The 25,628-nt window shown below is 41.4% G+C and carries 21 protein-coding genes; 13 read left to right on the top strand and 8 right to left on the bottom strand.

What is annotated here, in order from left to right; translation table 11 throughout:
• The first annotated feature begins 200 nt into the window (after window positions 1–200).
• From mobB to MCBB_RS00600, 3 genes are all read left to right on the top strand, one after another.
• Window positions 201–926, top strand: coding sequence for a molybdopterin-guanine dinucleotide biosynthesis protein B (gene mobB / locus MCBB_RS00610; protein WP_071905789.1), 726 nt, complete (start codon window positions 201–203; stop codon window positions 924–926).
• Entirely contained in the window at window positions 910–1,854 is a 945-nt protein-coding gene (moaA, locus tag MCBB_RS00605) for a GTP 3',8-cyclase MoaA (protein WP_071905788.1), read from the top strand. Before mobB ends, moaA begins: the two co-directional genes overlap by 17 nt.
• A 245-nt stretch (window positions 1,855–2,099) precedes the next feature.
• Window positions 2,100–2,435, top strand: a complete 336-nt coding sequence (locus tag MCBB_RS00600; RefSeq protein WP_071905787.1) for a carboxymuconolactone decarboxylase family protein — start codon at window positions 2,100–2,102, stop codon at window positions 2,433–2,435.
• Between the two features lie 43 nt (window positions 2,436–2,478).
• Here the strand turns inward: MCBB_RS00600 and fdhD are convergent, their stop codons facing one another.
• Complete coding sequence (fdhD, locus tag MCBB_RS00595; protein WP_071905786.1) at window positions 2,479–3,231, bottom strand: formate dehydrogenase accessory sulfurtransferase FdhD; 753 nt, start codon at window positions 3,229–3,231, stop codon at window positions 2,479–2,481.
• 82 nt (window positions 3,232–3,313) lie between these two features.
• Window positions 3,314–3,898: a 6-phospho-3-hexuloisomerase gene (gene hxlB, locus MCBB_RS00590; RefSeq protein ID WP_071905785.1), complete on the bottom strand. Its 585-nt coding sequence runs from the start codon at window positions 3,896–3,898 to the stop codon at window positions 3,314–3,316.
• Window positions 3,899–4,094: 196 nt separating this feature from the next.
• Here hxlB and MCBB_RS00585 point away from each other — a divergent pair, with 196 nt between their 5' ends.
• The 3 genes from MCBB_RS00585 (at window position 4,095) to thiC (ending at window position 7,904) form a co-directional block, all read left to right on the top strand.
• Complete coding sequence (locus MCBB_RS00585; protein ID WP_071905784.1) at window positions 4,095–4,958, top strand: LysR family transcriptional regulator; 864 nt, start codon at window positions 4,095–4,097, stop codon at window positions 4,956–4,958.
• 249 nt (window positions 4,959–5,207) lie between these two features.
• Window positions 5,208–6,122, top strand: a complete 915-nt coding sequence (locus tag MCBB_RS00580) for a carbohydrate kinase family protein (RefSeq protein ID WP_071905783.1) — start codon at window positions 5,208–5,210, stop codon at window positions 6,120–6,122.
• 483 nt (window positions 6,123–6,605) lie between these two features.
• Window positions 6,606–7,904, top strand: a complete 1,299-nt coding sequence (gene thiC / locus MCBB_RS00575) for a phosphomethylpyrimidine synthase (RefSeq protein ID WP_071905782.1) — start codon at window positions 6,606–6,608, stop codon at window positions 7,902–7,904.
• Window positions 7,905–8,044: 140 nt separating this feature from the next.
• Here the strand turns inward: thiC and MCBB_RS00570 are convergent, their stop codons facing one another.
• Window positions 8,045–8,443, bottom strand: a complete 399-nt coding sequence (locus MCBB_RS00570; RefSeq protein ID WP_071905781.1) for a hypothetical protein — start codon at window positions 8,441–8,443, stop codon at window positions 8,045–8,047.
• Window positions 8,444–8,894: 451 nt separating this feature from the next.
• On the opposite strand from MCBB_RS00570, the gene lysS reads away from it, so the two are divergent.
• The 3 genes from lysS to MCBB_RS00555 all read left to right on the top strand — a co-directional run bounded on the left by lysS (window position 8,895) and on the right by MCBB_RS00555 (window position 12,414).
• Window positions 8,895–10,472, top strand: a complete 1,578-nt coding sequence (gene lysS, locus MCBB_RS00565) for a lysine--tRNA ligase (RefSeq protein ID WP_071905780.1) — start codon at window positions 8,895–8,897, stop codon at window positions 10,470–10,472.
• A 233-nt stretch (window positions 10,473–10,705) separates the two neighbouring features.
• Window positions 10,706–11,224 (top strand): UGSC family (seleno)protein, encoded by a 519-nt coding sequence (locus MCBB_RS00560; protein ID WP_071905779.1) that lies wholly within the window; start codon window positions 10,706–10,708, stop codon window positions 11,222–11,224.
• Between the two features lie 5 nt (window positions 11,225–11,229).
• Window positions 11,230–12,414 (top strand): hypothetical protein, encoded by a 1,185-nt coding sequence (locus MCBB_RS00555; protein WP_071907939.1) that lies wholly within the window; start codon window positions 11,230–11,232, stop codon window positions 12,412–12,414.
• A 208-nt stretch (window positions 12,415–12,622) separates the two neighbouring features.
• On the opposite strand, the gene MCBB_RS00550 is transcribed toward MCBB_RS00555, so the two are convergent.
• Entirely contained in the window at window positions 12,623–13,636 is a 1,014-nt protein-coding gene (locus tag MCBB_RS00550; protein ID WP_071905778.1) for a chitobiase/beta-hexosaminidase C-terminal domain-containing protein, read from the bottom strand.
• 482 nt (window positions 13,637–14,118) lie between these two features.
• Between MCBB_RS00550 and MCBB_RS00545 the strand changes: the two genes are divergently transcribed.
• Both MCBB_RS00545 and MCBB_RS00540 read left to right on the top strand, forming a co-directional pair.
• Window positions 14,119–14,361 carry a head GIN domain-containing protein gene (locus tag MCBB_RS00545; protein ID WP_071905777.1) on the top strand — a complete coding sequence of 81 codons (243 nt, stop codon included), beginning with the start codon at window positions 14,119–14,121 and terminating at the stop codon, window positions 14,359–14,361.
• Window positions 14,343–14,828 (top strand): GIN domain-containing protein, encoded by a 486-nt coding sequence (locus tag MCBB_RS00540; protein ID WP_071905776.1) that lies wholly within the window; start codon window positions 14,343–14,345, stop codon window positions 14,826–14,828. Before MCBB_RS00545 ends, MCBB_RS00540 begins: the two co-directional genes overlap by 19 nt.
• A gap of 173 nt (window positions 14,829–15,001) precedes the next feature.
• On the opposite strand, the gene MCBB_RS00535 is transcribed toward MCBB_RS00540, so the two are convergent.
• From MCBB_RS00535 to polC, 4 genes are all read right to left on the bottom strand, one after another.
• Window positions 15,002–16,576 carry a DUF11 domain-containing protein gene (locus tag MCBB_RS00535; protein WP_071905775.1) on the bottom strand — a complete coding sequence of 525 codons (1,575 nt, stop codon included), beginning with the start codon at window positions 16,574–16,576 and terminating at the stop codon, window positions 15,002–15,004.
• 373 nt (window positions 16,577–16,949) lie between these two features.
• Entirely contained in the window at window positions 16,950–17,405 is a 456-nt protein-coding gene (locus MCBB_RS00530; RefSeq protein ID WP_071905774.1) for a nucleoside deaminase, read from the bottom strand.
• Between the two features lie 100 nt (window positions 17,406–17,505).
• Window positions 17,506–19,827, bottom strand: a complete 2,322-nt coding sequence (gene nrdD / locus MCBB_RS00525; protein ID WP_171899052.1) for an anaerobic ribonucleoside-triphosphate reductase — start codon at window positions 19,825–19,827, stop codon at window positions 17,506–17,508.
• A gap of 105 nt (window positions 19,828–19,932) precedes the next feature.
• Complete coding sequence (gene polC / locus MCBB_RS00520) at window positions 19,933–23,250, bottom strand: DNA polymerase II large subunit (RefSeq protein ID WP_071905773.1); 3,318 nt, start codon at window positions 23,248–23,250, stop codon at window positions 19,933–19,935.
• Window positions 23,251–23,876: 626 nt separating this feature from the next.
• On the opposite strand from polC, the gene MCBB_RS00515 reads away from it, so the two are divergent.
• Together MCBB_RS00515 and purB are read left to right on the top strand one after the other, a co-directional pair.
• Window positions 23,877–24,038, top strand: coding sequence for a preprotein translocase subunit Sec61beta (locus MCBB_RS00515; protein WP_071905772.1), 162 nt, complete (start codon window positions 23,877–23,879; stop codon window positions 24,036–24,038).
• A gap of 180 nt (window positions 24,039–24,218) precedes the next feature.
• A complete protein-coding gene (gene purB / locus MCBB_RS00510) occupies window positions 24,219–25,568 on the top strand; it encodes an adenylosuccinate lyase (protein WP_071905771.1) in 1,350 nt (449 codons plus the stop codon).
• Window positions 25,569–25,628: the final 60 nt, after the last annotated feature.

The raw sequence follows: 25,628 nt of genomic DNA, 5'->3' as shown, positions 1-25,628 counted from the left end.
TTTTAATGGGAGAACTCACTTAAATATGGAGTTTATGGATCAGGATGAAACCACAATACATATATATTTTTTAAATAGGATTCTCTAGTGTAGGGTTCACACCAGTTACAGTTGGTGGGATCCCTTTAAGTACAAACTTATAAAAAAAATTCAATGGTAATTCTAATAGGATCATTTTAAAATTGATTTGAGGTGCAATAATGCGGATCGTAGGAGTGGCTGGAACTAAAAATACTGGAAAAACAACCCTTGTCACCAGTATCGTTGCTGAACTTGGAGAAAGGGGCTTTCACGTTGGCACCGTGAAACACGCCCATGGAGGACTGGATGTTGAAGGCAGGGACACATGGCAGCACAAGAAAGCAGGGGCTGAACTTGTGGTTGGGGCTGGAAATGAAACTCTTTTCAACGTCAGTGGGAGCATGGAACTTGAAGAGATACTGAACATCATGAAGTACATAAAAAACCTTGACTTTGTGGTTTTAGAAGGTTTTAAACATTCACCCTATGCTAAAATAGCAACATCCGATTATGCAGCCAATGAACATGATTCAAGAACCATGATAAAAACTGTTGACGTGAGGAAACTGGATGAACAGGATATCAAATCCCTGGTTGATCTCATAGAGGAGAGAAGCTTTGGAATCATACAAAAGCTTGACTGTAGGAAGTGTGGCTTTGAAAGCTGCCAAGAGTTCAGAAACGCCAAGATCAGTGGATCTGCATGTGCCGATGTTCAGTGTGTTACTGATTCCTCGGATGTGATCCTTAAAGTTGACGGTTCCTTCATACCAATGAACCCCTTCGTGAAGAATCTGGTTAAAAAGGTAACCCTTGGAATGGTTGAATCGCTTAGAACAGAAGAATTTGGAGCTGAAGACTTCAAAAAAATTGAACTGATGATAAAAAATGAAGACAACCGATAGATACCAGAGACCCATAATATCCCTCAGGATATCCATAACTAACCGATGCAACGTCCGCTGCTTTTACTGTCACCACGATGGCATAGTGGCTGAAAGTTATGAAATGTCTCCAGATGAAATATTCAGGATAGCCAAGATTGCAAAGGACATTGGAGTGGAAAAAATAAGACTTTCTGGCGGCGAACCCCTGGTAAGAAAGGATATAGTGGAGATAGTCTCGAAGATAGCTTCACTGGACTTTAAAGACATTTCCATCACTACCAACGGAACCCTCCTTGGAAGGTACGCAGCTGAACTTGTTGATGCGGGACTTAAAAGGGTCAACGTTAGCTTCGACACACTGAACCCCAAAACCTACCGTTTCATAACCAAAAGGGATTACATGGAAAATGCCAGGGAGGGTATAAAGAAAGCTGTGGAAGCAGGTCTTGACCCTGTTAAGGTGAACATGGTGGTTATGAAGGGTGTCAACGACCATGAGATATGGGACATGTTCCAGTTCTGCAGGGAGAATGGAGTTATACTCCAACTCATCGAGCTTCTCAAAACTGAGAACTGTGAAGAAGGAGAGTTTTTAGAGGATTATCACTACGATATGAACCCCCTTGAAGAGGAGCTCAGTAAAATATCCCATAGGGTTAAAAAGAGACGTTTCATGCAGGACAGGAAGAAGTACTTCATAGAAGATGGTGAGATCGAAGTTGTCAGGCCAATGGACAATACAGAGTTCTGTAAAAATTGCACAAGGCTTAGAATAACTCCGGAGGGTAAGATTAAACCTTGTTTACTTAGAAACGACAACCTCGTGGATCTTATAGAACCCATTCGAAGCGGTAGTTCTGATGAGGAACTTAAAAACCTCTTCTTAAATGCAATAAATAAAAGGGAACCATACTACACTGAGACATGTGCCACAAAATCCAGTTAAATCCTTTAAAATTTTTTTTTGTTGTCTCAGAACTGGATTGAAACCCCTGTAAAATCAGTTCTTAATCTGCCTTAACAAATAAATTTCTATTTAAACTTTTTTTTAATTGAAATCTCTCTTTTAATGATTCAATTGGCGTGATGCACTTAAATCGTGCACTTTTTTGTGGTCTTAAAAAATTATATTCAATCCAAAAAAATATTCAATCCGAAAAACAGATACAAACTAAAGGAAGGGGGAATGGCATGTCTGATAAAAATATTAAAAGCACACTACCAAAGAATTATGAAAACATACAGGAAAGGTTTGAGGAGTATGGTGAAGCTTTGAATGGTCTTGGCATTGCAGTGAAGCAAAGCGGCCCCCTGGATGAAAAAACTTCACAGCTTGTGCAGCTTGCAGCATCTGCAGCCATAAGATCCGAAGGTGCTGTTCACAGCCATGCAAAAAGGGCCCTTAAAGCAGGTTCAAGTCCTGAAGAGGTTTATCAGTCTTTACTGCTCCTTACAAGTACCATTGGATTTCCAAACGTTGCAGCTGCAGTTTCCTGGGTGGATGACCTTCTGGAAGACTTTTTATAAACTAATAGCTGTCTGCACTAGTTGAAGTACTGAAACTTCACGATTAAAATAGAATCCTTTGGGGGTGGGTGTATATGTTGAACCTCCCACCCCTTACAAATCCAACTATTGTAAGCCCTGATTCTTCTGCTGCCATTAAACCTGAAGCTGTTGGTGCTGCTTTTGATGTTAGTATTGGTATTCCCATTCTCGCAACCTTCATGACCATATCCGAGGGCATTCTTCCACTTGATACTATGAAGCTCCGTGAAAAGTCAACACCCTTAAGCAATCCTGAACCAACCACCTTATCAATTGCAACGTGTCGACTTACATCTTCTATTGTTATGAAATCTTCTTCTGTTACAAGTGCCGCTATGTGCGTACCGCCTGTTTCCTTCCAAACCCTGGACTCTTCTTTCAATTTTTTAAAGGCGCCTAGGATCTGATCCTTGGATATGGCGTAATCTGAAACCACTTCATCCACGAATTCTATTTTGCCTCTCCATCCTCCAAAGCAATCAGAACTCATGACCATCTCCCTCCTAATATCAAAGTCTTGAAGGTCAATTTCAATGTTTATTGTGTTTTGGTCTACGTCAATTTTTTTTAGGTTGTCAATGGAATCGATGAGTCCCTGCCCTGCCAAATACCCCACTGCGAATTCCCTTAAAAAATTGGGACTCACAGAAAATCTTCCAAAGGCAAGTCCATTAACGTTGATTTCAATTTCTTCGTCGTTAACTATTTTCTCGTCCCGTTCGAAGGTTTCTTTACCAACCCTTATGGCTTTGATATTCCTAAACATCTCAGACATGATCCACACCACATTTTACATTAAATATCCTATTAAGCTCGCATTAACAGTACATACCTTCCTGATTTTGAGGGGATTGAACCTACTCAAGAACAGTGTGCCTCTCCTTGAGGTCCCTTTCTGTTTTTCCCATTTTATCCATGAGCTGGGCTATGAGTCCGTCAAGGAATATGAGACTTGAAACCTCAAACAGAGTTCCAAGGGGTGAAAGTGGAAGGTGTTTTCCTTTAATCTGCCTTTTTACATAATTCTTTTCTATATCCATTTTTGTCCTACCCTGGATGTGTATTATAAGATCTGACATTTTTCCGAGGGTTGATTCATCGTAAGATGTTACTGCAACGATCTTTGCCCCTCTTTTTTGGGCTATCTTTGCTGTGCTTATTATGTAACTGGTTTCTCCAGAACCTGAGATTGCAAGGAGGCAGTCTTCCGGGCTTATGGCAGGTGTTATCGTTTCTCCAACAACGTAGACACTTATGCCAAGGTGCATTAGGCGCATTGCAAATGCCCGGGCAACCAGGCCGGATCTTCCTTGTCCAAGGAGGAAAACATTTTTTGAGGAGGTTAATAGTTCCATCAATTCCATTATAGTTTTTTCATCAAGTTCTGATGAAACAACCTGTACATTATCAATTATTTCGTCTATTGCATCGTTTAAAATCATGAGTTCACCGAATAAGGACTTTTCAAAATTATTTATGCTTTCACTGTTATATTTATATTGTTTATACCCTGAAGTTTATATTCCTGATGAACGTACCACTTAACAGGAATTTATTATGCATTTCTTGAACACATCAACTGAGTTGATGGCTTAAAAAAACAGATGATGCATTTGATTCAAAAAAAGAGGATTGGAAATGGATTACCTTCCGAAGCTGAACCTTTTCATAAATGGTCATGAATTCAACTACAAGTTCTTTGAAACCCTTGAATGTGTTTCAAAAACATGGTCCCAGCGTGAAGCTGCAAAAAGGTTGGGGATCTCCCATGCAGTCCTGAACCGCAGGATAAAGAATGCTGAGGACAAGCTGGGCAAAAGCATCGTTGAAACAACTGGTGCAGGTTCAGGTCTGTCAGATTATGGACTTGAAATACTTCGCAGGTATCAGGAGTACATGCAAAGGCTGCAGGAACGTGAAATACCAGTTATATGCGGAGGACACATTTCTTCAGGACTCCTGGAAGTTCTTTCATCTGAATATGGCCTTGAAAGCCATGTTTACAGGACACAGGATGAAGTTGCCATTCATCTTGCCCAGAAGGATATGGTGGATATCTTAACCTTCGACGACCCTGTTCAGGCGTTCATGAGGGATCTGGACTTCACACCAGTTGCCTATGACCACCTGGTCCTTGTATCTGGTGGAAGGGATGTTCCTAAAAGCATTGATGACATCAATGGAATGAACTTCGTTGAGGTACCTGGTTCTTCCCAGCGTCTGGCATGGAACACCCTTGATGATAATGGAGTGGATTACGAAATCGTTGAACTGGTTAAATCCCCCTACGAAGCCCTGAAAAGGGTTCAGAAAAATGAAGATCTTCATACATTCTTGAACAGCAGTTTTGCAGATGGTTCCAACGTTCTTGAGAAAGAGACAAAACATATAATAAGCCTTGTAAACCTTAACCCTGAAAACACTATCCTTAACGATTTTGTAGCGTTCATTCTTAATGAAGGTCAACAGATAATTCGTGAAGAGGGCTTTGAACCAATTTAAAGCTTTAATATTTTTCTAATTCTTTATAATCCATTGATATAACATATTTACAGATATGGTGAGATATTAGGGGTATAATAAATACGCATTAAAAAATTGGTTTTAAATTCCTTAAAAAAATAAATTTTTTAAATTTCCTGTTCATTCTACCAGAACTTCGTAAGGGTATACACTATTAAAAACTTGTTTACTAGGTCCTGGTTGGTTAGTTTTAAATATTTCAAAGATAAAAATATAGAGGGTGATGGATTGAGCAATAAAAGAGATTTACTAGCGGTTGGACACACAGCACTGGACTACATAATACAGGTTGGAGAGTTCCCACAACCAAACTCATCAACAGCAATAAACAGGATGCGCACATTCCATGGAGGCGCTGCAGCAAATGTAGCAGTTGTTGCATCCACACTGGGACTTAGATCTTCCCTCGTATCTGCAGTTGGGAATGAATTTCCTGGATCCGATTACGAGAAGAAGCTCAAGGACCTTGAGATAGACACAAACAACATGATACTCATTGAAGAAGAGAAAAGCCCCACTGCATTTGTGATGACGGATTCATCCAACAACCAGATAAGCTACTTCTACTGGGGTGCAGCAGCACACTTCCAGCACTCAGAAGTTCCCCACAACACCATCGAACAGGTTGAAGCTGTTCATCTGGCAACAGGTGACCCCGGTTTCAACAGAAGATGTGGAGAGGCAGCCCATGAGGCAGGGAAGTTGATATCCTTCGATCCAGGACAGGACCTTCACATGTACTCCAAGGAGGATCTGAAGGAGGTTTTGAAGATCACAACCATACTCTTCGGGAACCACTACGAGATAGAAAGGATAATGAAAACTACTGAAATGGACATGAATGATTTAAGAGATTTCGGTCCGGACATAGTGGTTAAAACCTGTGGAAAAAGTGGTAGTACCATCTACACAGATGAAGAAGTGATGGTGGATTCAGTTCCAAGGGAAGCTGTTGACCCAACAGGCGCAGGGGATTCCTACAGGGCAGGTTTCATGAAGGCTTACTTGAAGGGTGAGGACCTGGAAACATGCGGTAAATTCGCATCAGCAGTTGCATCTTTTATTGTTGAAGCTGAAGGATGTCAGACCAACGTTCCTGACCGTGAAATGGTGCTGGAACGTATGCATGAGAGATGGGGTTAAACCCGTGCCATGGATGAAAAGAAATAATATAAATATTTTTAAATTTTTAAAATTAAAAAGGATCTCTAGGGTTATTTTTGTATAAACAATGCCATAGATCGTATATTTTATAATAAAATAGGATGCATTACGATCATTTAGAAGATCAATGCTTATCCTTGTGATTGCCATTATTTAGAGATGGACTAATCTTATTTTACATCACCCTTTGTTGGATGATCGTACGTGGATACAATATCGGATATCCATAGCTGGAAAATCAAATAGAAAGTCTATTAAAACATAAGTATAGTAAACTTATAGTACCATTCAAGTAAACTTGATTTTGTTCCTTATGTTTTGAAAAGAGATACCTATTTCTATCCGTAACATAAAATCCAGATCAAGATTTGAATATCACTGTTTTGATATATTGAAGCATTCAAGCTTGATATTTCAGACTGAAGTAACAAACTAAGTTAAAAAAATGAACATGGTGATTCTATGACACAAATGGACGATGCAAAAAAGGGCATTATAACAGAACAAATGAAAGCTGTTGCAAAGCTGGAAAACGTTGATGAAGAGTTTATCAGAAAATCTGTTGCAGCAGGAACAATCGCGATCCCAAACAACGTCAACAGGGATGTTAAACCTGTGGGTATTGGAGCAGGTTTAAGAACCAAGGTCAACGCAACCATTGGAACATCCACAGATGTAAACGATGTGGACATGGAAGTTGAAAAGGCAAAGATCGCAATGGAAAACAAAGCGGACACCCTCATGGAGCTCAGTATTGGAGGAGATCTGGACGCAATACGAAGGACCATCCTCGATGTTACAGACCTTCCAATGGGAAGTGTGCCAGTGTACCAGGCAGCAACTGAGGCCATAAACAAAGATGGTTCTGCAATTTACATGGATGAGGATGCCATGTTCAAGGCCATTGAAAAACAGGCAAAAGATGGTGTGGACTTCATGGCAATTCACTGTTCTGTGAACAAGGAAACCCTGAGAAGACTCAAAAGACAGGGTCGTGAAGGCGGACTTGTGAGCAGGGGTGGAGCATTCATATCAGCATGGATGGTTCACAACGAAGTTGAAAACCCACTCTACAAGAACTACGACAAGGTCATTGAAATAGCCCAGGAATACGACTTCTGTATAAGCCTTGCAAACGGTATGAGGGCAGGTGCAATAGCAGATTCAACAGACAGAGCCCAGATACAGGAGTTAATCATACTCGGTGAGCTCATTGACAGGGCAAGGGAAGCAGGAGTTCAGACCATAGTTGAAGGCCCAGGTCACATTCCACTCAAGGAGATACCAACCAACGTAATGGTCCAGAAGAAGCTCTGCCGTGGAGCACCTTTCTACATGCTCGGACCAATCGTAACAGACATAGCACCAGCATACGACCATATCGTTTCATCAATAGGGGCAGCACAGTCTGCAGCAGCTGGAGCAGACTTCATATGTTACGTTACCCCTGCAGAGCACCTGGCACTTCCGGGACCTCAGGATGTTAAGGATGGAGTCATAGCAACCAGGATCGGAGCATACGTGGGTGACATGGCCAAAGGCATTCACAACGGTGAATTAGACCTTAAAATGGCTAACGCACGTAAAAAGCTCAACTGGGAAGCTCAGTACGCAGCAGCAATCTGCCCTGCAGATGCTAGGAAGATAAGAGAGGCAAAACCTCCAGAAGACCCTGACACCTGCACCATGTGTGGAAACTACTGCTCAATAAAAATAGTGAATGAATGGTTGGATGATGCAAGTCAGGATGTATTCGACTGATCATCACCCTAAATTCTTTTTTTTATTCTCTTAAAAATTTTAAGGGTTTGATTTAAAAATCACTACCCCACATCTAAATAAGTTCTCAAATCGATTTTTATTTAAAGTTTGGGGGAATATTCCTCGAATTATACATAGAATTACAGATAGTACTCTTTCATTCTTAAACCTTCATCCCACAATGCCCTGTTCATCTTGTTAACTGCATCCACAATTTTGTTAAATTTAATAGCAACAAGAAGGGCTTTTATTAATTTAGGATGTAATGATAGGGAAAGCTCAGAAAATAGAACTGCATATTCTCCATCTAATTCCATCAGTGCCAACTTCACGTCCTCACTGTTTTTTTTCACCACAATAATTTCATAGTTTCCTATTATATCATCGCCTTCAACGACATTTCTTTCAATTTCAAATTTAATGATATCTCCTTCTTTCACTGCAGGAGTTATTGTTTCTTGCATTTCTAAAATCTGTTCCATAAACACTTTTTCTTCATCATTCCTATTTTTAAATGCTTCCAGATCTATAGAGGTCATATGGTTTCACCATTGGTTTTTTTTCTATGAATTAATAAAAAGTATTAGTATTTACTTATTTATAATTTTATAGACGCCATTTAATTTGTATATTTAATTCACTAATCGCAGTTATCATTATGATTCAGGAACTGAAAAATTAGGTTAAAAAAGTAGTTTAGCCTTTTAAATTCTGTTTCACGTTCCAAAATTTGATAACACATACTTCTTAAATGTACAGATCAATATTATCACGGCAGTCCAGGATCTATGAAAAGTTTTTAAAAGATTTAAATCATATGATCTCCTAAATTATATAATCTGACTATGAATACAAGCTGATTGTAAAATTTAGATGAACCATAACCAATTGAATCTGTATGAAACATCTCAAATTTTATTATTTTTATTATTAACAATTTTTAAGGAATTCTTTAGAGATTCCAGACTCGAATAAACTAAGGTGATACTATTGAAACACTGGATCGAAAGGATCGCAGAAGAGTTAAATGAAAGGGATGTCAAGGAGCATGTTATTGCAAGCGGGACATCCATATCAGGATCTATACATATAGGAAATTCATGTGACGTTTTTATAGCAAATGCTGTGGGTAACGCTCTCAGAAAGCTTGGTGCATCTGCAAAGACCATCTGGATCGCAGACGACCACGACCCGCTGAGGAAGGTGCCATATCCACTTCCAGAATCCTACGAGAAGTACCTTGGAATGCCCTACTCCAAAATACCATGTCCAGAGGGCTGCTGTTCCAACTTCGTTGAGCACTTCGAGAAACCATTCCTCGAGGCAATGAAGGAGTTTAAAATAGATATGGAGGTTAAATCCGGGGAACAGATGTACAAGGATGGAGTATATGATGATTACATACGCACATCCCTTGAGAAGGCCCCTGAGATAAGGGAAATATTCAACAAGTTCCGTGAACATCCCCTTGGTGACGACTGGCTTCCCTACAACCCCATCTGTGAGGAGTGCGGACGCGTGAACACCACCTACGCCTACGATTACGATGGTGATATGGTTTCCTACAGATGCCAGTGCGGACACGACGGCACCATGGACATCAAAACTGGCGAGGGAAAACTGACCTGGCGTGTTGAATGGGCTGCAAGGTGGAAGATCTTCGGTACAACCTGCGAACCATTCGGAAAGGACCACGCAGCAAGTGGAGGATCCTACGATGTGAGTACTATCATATCAGAGGAGATATTCAACTACCCCGCACCCTACCCTGTTCCCTACGAATGGATAACCCTCAAGGGAGAGGCAATGTCCAAATCCCACGGTGTCTTCTTCACACCGGGCCAGTGGCTTGAGATAGGTGCGCCTGAAACCCTGAATTACTACCTCTTCAGGAGCAAACCTATGAAATCAAAGGACTTCAACCCTGAAATGCCGTTTCTGGATTTTATAGAACAGTACGACCGTGTTGAACGTATATTCTACGGTGAAGAAGAGGCAACCTCTGAGAAGGAGGGTAAAAAATCAAGGAAGATTTACGAGGCCTCCCAGATAGAACTCCAAGACAAAATGCCCTTCCAGCCATCCTACAGGTTCATGACCGTGGCCTACCAGATAGCAGGCAACGACCCTGAGAAAATATTCGGTATACTCAAGAGGAACTCCCAGCTGCCAGAAGAGATGGAGAACCTTGAATTCAGCCAGCTCGATGCTGCTGATATTGAAAGGCTCCAGAAAAGGATTTTACATGTTAAAAACTGGCTTAACACCTACGCACCGGGATTCGTGAAGTTCCAGGTTATGGAGAAACTTCCAAGGGTTGAAATCAGCGATGTTCAGAAGGAATTTCTCTCAAAGCTTGCAGATGTCCTTGAAACCCACGATTACAGCGCAGAGGAGTTCCAGGATCAGATGTACCTCATCCTCAACGAGCTGGAGATGAAACCTCAAAAGGCCTTCCAGGCCATTTACAAGGTTCTGACTGGCAGGAAACAGGGCCCAAGGGCTGCATCCTTTGTTCTCTCCGTTGATAAGGACATGGTAATCAAGAGGTTCAGATTGGAGGATTGAAAGCTCCATTCCACCATATTTTCTTTATATTTTATTGATTTTTAGAATTTTGCCCTAAAAAAAGTTTTAAAGGTACATTGAATTATAATTATCAGTTTTCATTGTTGAATTATTTTTATTTTTTAGGATCACATTTTTTGTATTAAGATCATTTTATTAAGAAGTTAAAGATTGAAAGGTTATAGTAACTCACAATAAGATTGGAAAATGCAAAAAAGTATTTGGGCGATACCATGAAGGTTAAAATCACTGAAAGGGATGTTTTAAACCCCCTTGCTGAAACTGAGATCGAAACTGTAGCCTTGAACCCTATTCAAGATTCTTTAGGGAGAATATCTCTCTTAGATAACACCAAACCCGGTGCAGATATCATACTCAGCACCATTCAAGAGAATCTGGAAAGCTACGATTTTGTAAACGCAGAGAAGCCTGCAGGTGCAAGTGCAAGTCCAGAAGAGATAGATAGTGCTGCCGATGCAGATCTGTGCATTCTTGCCCTGGGAGACTGTGGTTCCTGCACTACATGGGTAATTCTGGACGCTTTGAAGCTTGAAAAACGTGGAGTTCCCACCATCTGCATATGTTCAGACGAATTCAGCACTTACGCAGGGGAACTGGCTCGTTCTCATGGTGCAGCAGACCTCAGGATCCTTGAGATTGAGCACCCCATTGCAGGGCAGTCGGATACCCTGATTCAGAAGAGAACCCTGGACATCCTTCCAGAATTAAAGAAAATTATAGGAGGCAAGTGAGTTCCATGGATGAGAAGAAGGTCAAGATCAACGACTGTGGATGTTCCATAGACGAAATTCTATCTGGAAAGTCCTGTGGAGAGATTCAAGATAATAAAAAGGATGATAGACTCTGCAGTGCCCATGAGACTGATTTTGAGGTTTTCGTTGACCCGGATGTTGAGAAAGTGAGCCATGATTTCTACCTGCGGAAACTCACAGATGGACTTCCTGTGATCCCACCAACACGTGAAAGGGTAAACAGATTCCTGAAGTACACTGATATGGAGCCTGATGAGGTTGTTGCAGTTCTACCACCCCTTCCGGGCAGGGCAACCATTGAAAAGATTGCTGTGAACGCTGTTATGGCAGGCTGTATCCCCCAGTTCATGGGTGTTGTTCAGCATGCCGTGAGTGCGGTTTCAAGGGAGAGGTTCAACCTTGCAGGGGTCAACGCCACAACCCACCCCGTTTCCATCTGCACAATCCTTAATGGTCCTGTGTCCATTGAACTGTCCGTTAACAGTGGCGCGGGCTGCCTGGGACCAGGAAACATTGCCAATGCAACCATTGGAAGGGCCCTGAGGCTGTGCCTCATGAACATTGCAGGTGCTGTGCCCGGTGTTGGGGATCATGCAACCATGGGTTCACCTGCCAAGTACAGTTACTGCTTTAGAGAGGCAGAAAGTGATAGTCCGTGGGATCCACTGCACGTTGAGTATGGATTCAAGGATGACATGAGCACGGTGACCGTTATGGCTGTTGAAGCCCCTCAAAACGTTAACGATCATAGGAGCAAGAGTGCTGAAGATCTTCTGGACACCATCGCGCATACGGCTGCAACTGCAGGCTGCAACAACAGCCACGTGCCAGGGGAGCTTCTAGTTGTCATGAGCCCCGAGCATGCCCGGACGGTTTCAAAGGACGGGTGGAACAAGGATGATGTTAAAAATTACATCCACGAAAATACAGCAGTACCTGTTGACCTTGCAGATCGTGGAGGCAGGAAGCTGGATCCTCAGTGGGTGGTTGGAGATGATGTGAGACTGACACCTTCACCAACCCAGGTTGTTGTGGTTGTTGCAGGGGGTGCTGGAAGGCACACCATGATAGCCCACAGCTTCGGAACATCATCCCACTCTGTAACACTGCCCCTGACTTTTAAAAACGGAACCCCCATTGTATCCGTTGAAGATTTAAGAAAGGGTTGAGTAAAGCTTAGAAAATTAGTAAAAGTGCTTTAAAATTTAATTTTTTGATTTTAAATAATTTTAAATTTATTATTTTTAATTTTTAACGGACAAATATGATTTATAAGACCTTCTAAATCCGATTTTATTTTGGATACCCTAAAAATTGGGTCTCATAAATTTTTCCTTAAATTTTTGATCATCTTAAAAAAATAAAAAATAGTGGATTTTAGGTTAACACGTATTTGGTTCCTGTTTTTGTCACGTACTTGTAAGTCCATCCATACTTCCACTTGTAAGCTAACTTACGTGTTACTGAACACTTCAACTTACCATGAGATCTGTACCAGTGTTTGTACATCTTGTAGTAGTAAGCTTTGTACCATCCCTTGTAGCGGACCTTAACAGTGCTACGATACTTCGTTGCCTTGTAAATCTTGTAGTTCTCCGTTACAACAGGGGCAACATTCCCTGCAAAATCAACACCAACGTACTTCAAAGTCTTAGAAGTTCCAAGAACAAGAGAACCATTGTACAATATACCTCTGGTTGTTGGATCCGTACCATCCAGTGTGTAGTAAACAACTGCCCACTCGTTAGCATAAAAAACCACTCTAAGCGGAGAAACATAGGATCCACTCCTAGGAACAGCAGTCACAACAGGAGCCACAGTATCAATGGTATAAACCTGAGTGTAAACTTGACTGGTGTTGTTTGCATCATCCACAGCCATATACTTAAGTGTAGTTGTGTTAGCGATTGTAATTGGACCCGTGTACAGTGTACTGCTGGTTGTAGGAACTGAACCATTGGTTGTGTAGTAAATTTTGGTGCCGTTAGCATTTGCATTCAGAACAATGGTCTGATTATGGTTGTACCATCCACCAGGAACGTTGACTCCAACATTAACAGATTTAGTGTCCAGAACAGTGATGTAATCTGTCTTGGTTACCTTGTTGTTACCGTTTACATTGGACGCTGTCAAATTGACTGTGTATTTTCCTGCCTTTGTGTATGTGTGTCGTGGGTTTTGTTCTGTGCTGGTGTTCCCATCACCGAAGTCCCAGTTCCAACTGGTTGGTGCGCCGTTGGATGCATCGTTGAACTGCACACTCAAAGGTGCCGTTCCATTGGTTACATTACTTGTGAAGTTGACAGACGGCACATCAGCCGCTGCAACAGCCCCACTGAAAATGACCACGATAGCACATAAAAGTGCTAAAAAAATCATATTCTTCTGCATTTAAATCTCCCTTTCAATTTTTAGTAATCCCTTTCAAATTTAAGATTAGATCCCAATGGAATCATGAACATTAATTACACGAAATGATTATTTAAACCTATCGATGTAATCTACCCAACTTCGTTGATTTTGAATTAAAAATAAGCCAATAACCTTCTTACAATCAATGATAACCCGAATGAAGTATTCCAAAAGAACTATCAACTTAAATCTTTGATTTTTATTATGAAAAAGTAAAATTTAGGTTAACACATACCTTACATGATTTAATTACCACTGGTACACCGTTTATCTAGAGGTATAACGTTTTTTTTATGATATTTAAAGATATTTATCCATTGTTTCTAATTTTTAATTGATTTATATTATTCACAAATCATTTTAAGCCCAGTTTTATTTTTAATTCCTTAAAAAATGAATATTATAAAAATAACTAATTATAATAAGAATCCTGTGGAAATATAATTTCAAGAGGTGTTTTTATGAAAAAGATGGGCCTGGGAATTTTGGGATTGATCATCCTTGTTGTCATGGCATCTGGATGCATTGGCACAGGATCAGGAAAAGTTGTGAATCAGACCAGAGATGTTTCTGGTTTCAGCCAGATAAGCACAAATGGAGACATCAACCTATTCATAAAGCAGGGAACCAATGAATCCCTGGTTATAGAAGCTGAAAACAATGTCATACCTAACATAAAGACACCGTGTCCAACGGCAGACTGACCATAGATCAGGGACTTGGACAGACCACTGTGATGCCAACAAAACCCGTGAACGTTTACGTAACAGTTAAAGATCTGAACAGTGTGGATTCATCAGGTTCAGGATATGTGGAATCTGATAAACTCAACGTGAACAGTTTAAGTCTAAGTATAAGTGGTTCAGGTAACGACACCATAAACGGACTGACTGCAAACACATTTAAAGTGGTTATATCAGGTTCTGGAAGTGTTACAGCAGCAGGCAAAGCTAACAGTCAGGATGTGACCATCTCAGGGTCAGGGGAGTACAATGGATCCAACCTTACAAGCAACACAGCTTCTGTTAACATCAATGGATCAGGAAAAGCAATTGTTTACGCCCTGCAGCAGCTGAGTATTATTATCAGCGGTTCAGGTGAGGTTAACTACCTTGGAAATCCTAAGCTGACCCAGCAGATATCTGGAAGTGGTAAAGTGACAAGCATATAAAACATTAATTCTTTTTCTTTTTTGATGATTCATTCATTAGTAAATTCATCAGTGAAATTCGTGGCAATCCACTTTAAATACGGATTAAAGAAGGAAATAAAAATATATTGAATTATTAGGTTTGATTATGGGATAAAAAACTAAAAAAAGAATAAAAAAAGGAGAAATAGGGTTTATTTTTTTCTTGGTGCTAGTGTTCCTCCAAGTACCGCAAGGATTGCTAATATTAATCCTGCTACTGGCATACCAGTATGTTGCATTGGAACTGTTTTTGTTGTTGATGCAGCGTTCACTGTGTTGTCGTTACTATTGTTTTGTTCCTGTACATTTACCGTGAATGATTTTAATGGGTCTGTGTTTCTGTTGTATGTGTCTGAGGTTATTGTTGGTATGATGGTGTAACTTCCACTTCCCAATGCCCTGACCGTGAGGTAAAGATAAGGGTCTCCAACAGCCACGTTGCTGAGCATCCAAGTTACAGTCCTGTTTGCTGGGTTGTAAGTCCATGTTCCGTTATCAACACTTGCACTTACAAATTCCAAACCAGCTGGTACCTGGAAAGACATCGTTACATTAGTTGCATTGTTTGGTCCGCTGTTACTGAGTTTGTAGGTTAAAACGAATGTTTCACCTGCAGTTGGATTACTCTTTGAACTTGTAACGTTCAGGTACAAGTAGGATGCTGGATTCACTGTTAAAAGTTGTGTAACTGTTTGATTATCTGCAATTGCTGTTAAGTTACCGGTTCCTGTCTGGTTTGCTGTGAACAATGCTGTTGCAATACCATTAACCGTTGTGGCTATTACAGGATTGAAACTTCCCAATGCACTAGTAAGGTTTACATGTGTTCCGTCTGGGATGTGGCCTGTACTAGGATCGAATGGAGTAACTGTAGTACCATTATACTGGTTGTTGAAGCTAACTGTGACAAAACTAGTCTGAGTATTGTTAATGACGGTTTTTGTAGTGTCTATTGTCATGTATAACCAGTTTGTAGGATTTGACATTCCAGATATGAGATTTGCCCATACTGGATTATTAGAACCCCACCAGTTATTTTCAGCACTCACTGAACCCATAATATTATATATAGAACACGCTCCGTTGTTAATGAACTGGCTGAATGAAACCACAGAAGTAGCAGTAGTAGAATCAATATTCCAATTATCAATGGCTCCACCACCTTCACCATTTGCTATATTGTTTATGAATGTGCTTCCGTAAACCGCCAGAGAACCCCTATTTTCAATAGCACCACCATAATCAGTTACTGTGTTGTTGGTTAATGTACAATTAGTCACGGTTAACGTACCATAATTATAGATAGCACCACCATTCCCCGCCATATAACCTTGAGTTAGTGTTAAGTTTGTGATGGTGACATTAACACCACTGTTGATATGGAATATCCAGTTGGTACCTGCTCCGTTGATTATGGTTCCTGTATGGCTTTGACCTGTGATGTTCATGTTTCTATTGATGGTAATGTTTGTGTTGCCAGTTCCATTGTATACTCCATTTGCAATGTACACAGTTCCATTTTCTGAAATGGAATCCACTCCTTTCTGTATTGTGAGGTATGGAGAATCTGCAGTACCACTGTTGGCATCTGAACCATTGGTACTCACATAAACCTGCGAAGCAGTTGTTAATGGAGCAGCATTGACACTAGATACTGAAACCATGATAACAAAAATTGTGAGTAAAAGGAACATAACCTGTGCTTTTGGCTTTATTTGTTTTCGCATATTTTCACCTCCTTCATGCCCGTTATAAACAGGATATTCAGTATTATACCCTAATCAGAATAATACGTTCACAATAATAAAACTTTGGATTTTATCCGCAAAATACGGGCAATTAACGCGAATAAAATCAATCCACAGAAAATGTCGAAGCCCGAGGCAGTAATACTTTCAAATTAAACAGTCACATAACATACTAACCAAAATATAAAAAAGATCCCAGATTACTGCATAAAAACTGATTAAATAAATAAAATAACGTGGCATAAACATTAAAATTGTTTAAAAGCAAAAAAAAGTAGCCATTCACAAAAATGAAAAAAAATGTTTTTAAAAAAAGCAATTTTTAGAGGTAATGATAAAATAAATTGGGCTTTCAGTATCCCACACGTTCCATCTCTTCATCCCAGAGCTTTGAATTAGTTTTTATGTAATCACCCATGAGCTTCCTGCACTCGGGAAGGTCCAGATTCAAAACCTCAACCCCGTTCTCCCTTAAAAGGGCTTCAGGACCTTTAAGAGTTTCATTCTCACCTATCACAACCCTTGGGATTTTGTAGAGGATTATCATACCTGAACACATCTCACAAGGTGAAAGGGTTGTGTAGAGTGTGCATCTTCGGTAATCTGCACCTTTAAGTCTGCCTGCATTCTCGATGCAGTCCATTTCACCGTGAAGAACTGTGGATCCCCTCTGAAGGAGCTGGTTGTGGCCCCTGGAGATGATCTTTGCATCCTCAACAAGGACTGCGCCTATTGGGATTCCTCCCTCTTTTAAACTTTTTCTGGCCTCTCTCAGGGCTTCCTGCATGAAGGTTTGGTGGGTTGGCATTTTAATCCTTCTTTTGTTTTAATACTGGTGAAAAAAAGAATGAATATTATTTAATGGATTTAAATTAACGAAAATAAAAAAAATAATCTAAAGAAAAGGTTTAAAACCTCTTCCTATCCCTTAACTCCTGCATCTTTCCAGGGTTCCATCCGCCTGAAGCTGATTTGGACCTTCCAACCTGCTGGACGTATCCAGTTATTCTGTCGTACCATTCAACTTCTTTCTGTTCCCCGCAGTTTCCACACTGGTCCTGAAGGCCTTTCATTAGGCTTTTGCACTTCATGCAGAAGCTCATTGCTGAGCTGTAGGCCCAGAATCCTATGTCGGATTTTGTGGCTATCTTGTTGGTGAGGCTCATGAGTGATTCTGGGTTTGCGTAGGCCTCTCCCATGAATGCGTGGAATATGTGTCCTCCCAGTGTCATTGGGTGGAATTTTTCCTCGATCCTTATCTTCTCAGGTAACAAAACATCTGCGTTCACAGGTACGTGGGAGGAGTTGGTGTAGTAGTATGCACCAGCATCTCCCTGTGTGATTGCCTTGTCCCCGAATTTTTCCTTGTCGAGCATTGCGAATCTGTAGGCAGTGGACTCTGCAGGTGTCTGGAGAACACTCCATCTCAATCCTGTTTCCTCTTTAAGTGTGGCTGCGCGCTGGTTTATGTATTTTATAACGTCCAGTCCGAATTTTCTAGCATCTTCATCTTCTATGCCATTACCGCAGTGTTCAAGGAGCATTTCATTGAGTCCAACGAATCCGAAGGACATGGTTGAATTCTCCACCCTGTAGTACCTCTCTCCGTCAACATCCTGGGTCAGGAATGGGAGCAGGTTGTAGTCGTCAAGGCAGTGCATTGCCTGTCTTCTCCTGAGCATCAGCACCTGTTCTGCAAGGTTCATGTAAGAATCCAGGTACTCGAAGACGTCATCATCATCCCTTGAGTTGTAGGCTATCCTTGGCAGGTTCAGTGTGACGTATGCAAGGTTTCCTGTCCTCAGACAGTCCTTGTCCCAGTCTCCTGTCCAGTTGTCGTTGAGCTGGGTTCTGCATCCCATGTAGTTGGCCATGTTACCCCTGTAGTCAGGGAGCATGTTGGTGAAGTAGGCTGTTCCGTATTTGGCTGAGAGTTCATGGACCTTGAGCAGATCTTCTTCAAATTCACTGCCTAAAACCTCTTTACGGAGTGTGTAGATGGTGTTTGGGAAGAGGTGTGGTTTTCCATCTGAATCTCCCTTCAGGAGTTCCTCTGTGAATGCTCTTTCTAGTGCCCTTGTTTCCTCCTCGAAGTCACCGTAAACCCCTACAGCCTTACCTCCAGGCCCGTAGGCTGTTTCGTCTTTAAGGAAGTCAGGAACTGTGAATTCAAGGTTCATGGATGTGAATGGTACCTGACTGCCTCTGGCAGCGTAGGCCATGTTCAGGTTGTATATGAGCATCTGGACTGCCTGTTTGATCTCATCGTAGGAGAGCCCTGCAGCGAATGGTGCCACGAAGACGTTCCACAGGCTCATTGACTGTCCTCCACTCATGTTCTGCTGTGCTGCCAGCATTATTTCCCCTGTGTGATTCATGAGTGTTCCTATATGTTTTGGTGCTCCTGCAACTGAAGTGTGGTCCCCTGTACCGTCAACCCTTAATCCGTATCGTATGAAGGTTCTGAGGTCGTGCTGGAGGCAGTTGATGGGTCTTCCTGCAAAGAACTCAAGGTCGTGTATGTGTATGTCCCCGCTCATGTGTGCGTCTGCAAGTTCCTGTGGGATGCTTAGAAGTGCGTACTGTTTGAGGGCTTCATCTGCAACGTACTTGTGAACTGTTTCAGGGTTGTGTATCATATTTGCGTTGTCCCTGGAACCGTTTTTTATGAGGTTTGTAATGTTGTAAACAGGTATACCAAGTCGAGTGTACTTTTTACGCAGTGTTTCAAGGCCGTTTTCAACAAGCTTTGTGTTAACTATTTCCCTTATCATTGGCGCGGTTAAGTATTCCACGTCAAGTTTTTTAAGTTCCTTCCATACTTGAGTGGCTATTTTCCGAGCCAGTTCTCCTGACGCTTCAGTTTCCACTATCAGGGTTTTTTCTATTTTCCGTTGATCGAAGGGTTCTATTGTATCCCTTGATGTCCTGACACGCAAAGTGTTTGTTGCCAGGTACTTGTCTGCAACCTCCCCATCTATCTTTTTCAGGTGGTCGAACACCAACATCTTTATCTCTGCGGTGGATATGCCGTCGTATGCTGTTTTTGCAACGTAAGAGGCAATTTTTTCTGAAGCCCAGAGTGGAGCTCCCACCATGAGACAAGATCTAACTATCTTCTCGTGGCTGAACCTTTCGAATATTCCGTTGTTTTTTATGACACATGTTTGAGCCTTGGTTTGAAGTGCTGCAATAACACGTGCATCTTTTATTTCTAAGTCATCCCTCATGTAAACACCTTATATTAATTAAGACCTCAAAGTTCTTAAAGTTTTTTAAATCGAGTTTTAGTTATGAATATTATTGAACATTATATGGTTATGGTTGAAATTTTTCTATAGGAACACATCTAGTGAACTCTGTTTGGATTTATCACTTTCAAAGAGTGAGTTTATACCAGACTCAAGCAACCCTATCCTCTGAACAAGGTAAGGGTCTATTGGATATCTTTTCGATAATTCATTGGATATTTCAAGGTATTTCATTACAGAACCCTTTGATATACTGAGTATAAGGTTACTGCCACAGGTACACTCCCCTGAAAGGGGCATACGCCTGTACTTCTTACCACACTTGGTGCAACGAACCTTCTGCCTTGAAAACGCCCTTAAATTCCCTGCCATGTCTGGAAGGAAGTGAGAAGTCAGCACACCTTCAACAACACCCTTCTGATCAACGGCTCTTAAACGTTCTGCAAGGGTTATCTGGCCTTCAACTTTCTCTTTCATGGTTGGAAGCCTCTTGTATAGGCATTGTGTTGGTCCACTGTGTATGCTGGAAGTGTTGTGGGAAAACATCAATCCATGGTACTGATCATCCGTTCCAATCCTCTTCTTCACGTTATCAACAAGGTCAAGAACATCGGAGGGCTTTGCAAACTCCAGGGTTTTTTCGTAGAGTTCCTTTGGAAGTCTTGGCATCACATCGATGTTGTGTGACTCATCATCTATCTCTTCAGGATCTATCCTTGATGATAAAACCAGTGGCGCATCCATCTTACCTCCACGTGTACTTGGAAGGTAGACCTTGGAGAAGTTCAGGAGTGCGTCCATTAGGAGCATGACAGAGTCCTCATCACTGTCACAGTTTCTCCTCTTGGCAGAGTGGAAGTAGGGATGGGCGTAGCAGCACAGTGCCCTGGTGAATCCAACAACACGCCCAAGAACACCTGCAGATGTGTGGGGTGCAAGTCCCACTATGAGGTGGGAGATGAGGTCCTCCTTCTTCTCAACTTTGTAGAACCTTTCAAGCCCATAGAAGTCCTCGAGAAGGTCATCTATAAAGTGAGAAACCCTTATTAGATACTCTGCACAGTTATCTGAGATCACAACGTCCTGAATCTTGAGTTCAACAACCTGTTCATCATTTTCAAGCGCTGCTCCGTAGGCGTCGTGGGTGTATCCCATCTCAAGGAGTTTTTCATGGGTGACACCAACTTCACTCGGTATGAAATGGGTCAAGGGCAGGTCTGTTGAATCATGCCTTATGGTTGCATCTTTGAAGGTGTAAACACCATTTTTTGCCCGTAATATCCCCTTCTCAAGGGGTTCTGGGAATTTTTCCTCGGATATCATTCCCTGAACACCCTTAACCTCATCCATTTTCCTTATTCCAACGTTCTCAAATGCCTTTTTAAGGAGGTTTGAAAGGTTCACGTTCTTCCTACCTGAACCTGCAGGTACTGTTCTGGCACCACAGACAGGACATATTGCCTGTATGGAATTAATACCACACTCAGTACATTTGCAACGGCCAATGTCAACGTTTATGCTTCCCTTCTTTGCAGCATCTATTATGTTACGTCTGCTACCCCCGTTGGTACCTATTGGGAACAGGGAGTGAGGTGCAGGTTTCATCATCCTTTCCTTGGATTTTTCCGGCCTTCCAACCCTTCCTCCAATGTAAGTTGGGGCTTTGGCCATTATTTCAACCTCTGAAACCTTGTTCACAGCTTCAAGAGTTTTTGTATCCTCAGAAAGGTCAAGAGGTTCTCTTAGCGTGTGAAGTAGTGCGTAGGCATCTTCATGATCAACGAGAATCTTCCCCTCCTCAACCAGATGTGGAACACCCAGAATTTCAAGTATCCTCTTTCCAGGGTCCATTTCAAGTGAGAAACTCTTTTTAACCAGACCATTATCTGTAGTTAAATCAACCGTTGACCCTGACTTCATCCATTCAATAAGTTCGTTCAGGTCTTCTTTGGTTGCATCATGATAGAAATACGTGTAACTTGGATGTAATGGTACATTGTACCGTTTTGAAAGTTCAAATGCCCTTTCTGCAGTTATTTTTTCTGTTTCAAGGGTTTTAAGATCTACACCCTCCTGAAGTGCTTCATCTTCAGAGTAGGCGGGAGATTTTTCTATGGTCTGAACCCACCACTCCTCACACCATCCTGCAGGAAGGAGCACGTGGTTGTTACGGAGGAATTCACCAAAGGCAATGAGCATGTCACCTATAAACAGGATCTCCTCAACCTGGTTCTTGATCTTCCGAGCCTGGGCCTCGGATTCAACCTTCACCACACTACCATTCTTGAGTTTGACTATTGGACCTTCTATTGTATCGCAGGGAACAACACAGTTACCCTTACCAGGTCTTTCAATTTTCATCTGGGTTCCCACCGCCAGGAATTCAACTATCTCCATAGTTGATGGATGAACTCCCATGGCAGCAAGCCCTGTGTTTCTGGACCTGCCGTACCTTAACCTGAAGCCCCCCTTTGCCTTGGGGTAGGATAGTACGGGTCTTCCACCGATGATATCCCTCATGTACTTGTCGTCGACCTTACCTGAATCCCCATCGTCACTCTTGGAGTCTGGGGCTTTTGAGAATTTTTCAAGCCAGTTCCAGCCGTCGATGTTGAGTTTGCTTGCGTACTTCATGACCTTTGGGGCTTTCTGTATAACTCCCTCTGCCATTGCCAGTAGAGCTCCTCCCCGTATGTTGTTGGTTTCAACACGTTCAAGATCCCTGTTTGAAACTTCGATCTTGTCTGTTGGTTCGCCCGTAACCTCAACTGGAATGTTCTTTATTGCAAGACGGGTTTCTTCAGGTTTTGGTGAGTACTGGAGGTTCGTGACCTCTGATTCGTAGAGTTCAACCTCCTCAACGTAACGTTCAACCTCGATGTCAGTGGGTTTGAACACGTCAAGACCTAGGGATATCCTTATGTAGTCCCCTATGAGAACTGCCAGTGCAGCTGCAGTTCCCCCAGCACTTCTTATAGGTCCTGCGAAGTACACTGCAAGGTAATTTCCATCATCAAAGTTCTTTTTTATCCTGATCTGAGATATACCCTCTAGTGGTGCCGCAACAACACCCTCCGTGAGGATTGCAAGGGCAGTTCTTGTTGCCTGGTCTGATTTCTGTTCTTTAACCTCGATGCTGTCTTCAACACCCTCTTCATCAGGTGTTGTAACGATCTCACGGGCTATCTGGAAGGCCACCTCCTCACGGGAAACGTCCTTCTCAAGCTCCTTTATCCGTTTTGCAACACCCACCGGGCCAACAAGTCCCTCAACCCTCTCTGCAAGGTCCTTTGCAAGGGGTATTTCAGGTTCAAGCTCAATATCATGGCCCTTAAGCCTTGCCTCTTTCGCTATATCGTAAAGCTTCCTTGTTTCTTCTTCCAAATTCTCAAAGTATCCCATAACAGTCCCTTGATAATTTTTTTTGTATCGCTCAGTTAGTTCAGTTCTTCAACTCATCAAACATTTTTAGTTTGAATCAACGCAGAAAGATCTGTCTCTTGTGTGATCATTTAACTCTTACCTGGTGAGGAAGTGATTATATAATACTTGGCTTCCATTTTGTGTGATATTATAAAAAATGCGTAAAATAATTCATGTTAAGCACCAGATGAGCACCTTTTATTTTATGTTCAAGATCATTTATAAGTCTGTTCATTCCAGAATAAAATTAATCTAAAAAGCTTTTTAAATCTTAATAATACTTATAATTAAGTTTAAAGCATAATTAATTATTTAATAATGAAAATATAATTAATTATTATTTATAATTGTTTATTAAATAATTTAAATAATTATTGAAATGTTTAAAACATTTGAGGTTATTCTTACACAATTTCAAGCTGTTTAAGTGGATTTAGTTGGGAAGTTTCAGCTTAGTGTCCCATGGGAGTCTTTGAAGATTGATTGAAGATTGATGATTTATGATTTGATAAAAAAGCATATAGATATAAAGCTTGAAACAATATATTTTAAATCAAGAAAAATGTTATACTTAAGATACATAAAAAAAATTTTACGGTGATTTTATGGCTAAAAAGGATAAAAAAGTTCTCCCACCAAGTGGAGCCGGCCTTGTAAGGTACTTCGAAGAGGAAACAAGGGGACCTAAACTCACACCAGAACAGGTGGTCATCATGACCGTTATTCTGGCTGCACTGTGCATTGCACTCAGGTACTCATACTCCTAAATTCACATCTTTTTATTTAATCCAGATTTTCGATCCAGTTGAATCTGAATATTTTTAAAATTCAGGGTTTTTAAAATCCAAGGTATGTATTAATTTAATTAAGGTCAGATTGAGCTTTTTAATAGCTTCCTGACCATGAAATACAATTTTTTTATAAAATTTTTGAAAGAGGAATTACAAATGGCTATTCATCCCATTGAATACAGGTACGGAACAGAAGAGATGAGAAAGGTCTGGGATGCAGACAACAAACTTCAGAAGATGCTTGAAGTTGAAGCTGCACTTGCTAAAGCTGAAGCAGAACTTGATCTCATTCCAAAAGAAGCTGCAGATGAAATAAATCGTAAAGCAAGCACTGAATATGTTAAATCAGAGAGGGTTTCAGAGATTGAAAGGCAGACCAACCACGACATTGCCTCCATGGTCAAGGCACTTGCAGAGGTCTGTGAAGGAGATGCCGGTGAGTACGTTCACTTCGGTGCAACATCCAACGATGTAATCGATACATCCCAGTCCATGCTCTTCAGGGACTCCATAGACATACTAAGGTCAAGGATAATTGAGCTGACAGAGACACTCCTAAAGCTTGCAGAGGAGAACAAGACCAACGTCTGCATAGGAAGAACCCACGGTCAGCACGCCCTTCCAACAACCTACGGAATGAAATTTGCAATATGGGCAGATGAACTCCATAGGCAGATCGAAAGACTGGACAGCTGCAGGGGCAGGATCTGTGTGGGCATGCTCACAGGAGCTGTTGGAACAACTGCAGCCCTTGGAACCGATGGAATCACCATAAACAAAAAGGTTTCAGAGATACTCGGTTTAAAACCTGTTCTGATCTCAAACCAGGTTGTTCAGAGAGATGTTCATGCAGAGTTCATAATGTGCCTTGCAAACACCGCAAGCACCCTTGAGAAGATGGCCCTGGAAATAAGGAACCTCCAAAGGACTGAGATACAGGAGGTTGGTGAGAGCTTCGACCCTGAGAAACAGGTTGGATCAAGCACCATGCCCCACAAGATGAACCCAATCACTGCAGAGAGGATATGCGGTATTTCAAGGGTTATCCGAGCATATGTTGCACCTGCACTTCAAAACAATCCACTCTGGCATGAAAGAGACCTTACAAACTCTTCCTGTGAGAGGATAATCTTCCCAGAGTCCTGCATGCTGACGGATTACATAGTGAAACTCTCACTGAAACTCTTCAACAACCTCGTTTTCCACCCGAAAAACATTGAAAGGAACCTGAACATAACAAACGGACTTGTTATGGCTGAGAGATTTATGGCAGAACTCACAAGGAAGGGAGCTGGAAAACAAACAGCCTATGCACTTGTTAGAAGCTGTGCCCTTGAAGCGTACGCTAAGGATGCAGGTTTGAAGGAGATAGTTTCTGCAAACCATGAAGTGAGGAAGTACCTGAGTGAGGATGAGATAAACACCATGATGGATCCCCACACCTACCTCGGATCATCAGCTCAAATAATTGAAAATGTTTTAGAAGAGGCAAAGGACTGGTTTTAAGACCAGAAACCTTAAATTTTTATAATCTTTTAATCCCTTCTTTTAAATCATTTCCATTCT

The organism is Methanobacterium congolense, assembly GCF_900095295.1.
Classification (GTDB): domain Archaea; phylum Methanobacteriota; class Methanobacteria; order Methanobacteriales; family Methanobacteriaceae; genus Methanobacterium_C; species Methanobacterium_C congolense.
Note: the sequence above shows the minus strand (reverse complement) of the source record. Positions and strands in the feature narration are given on the sequence as shown.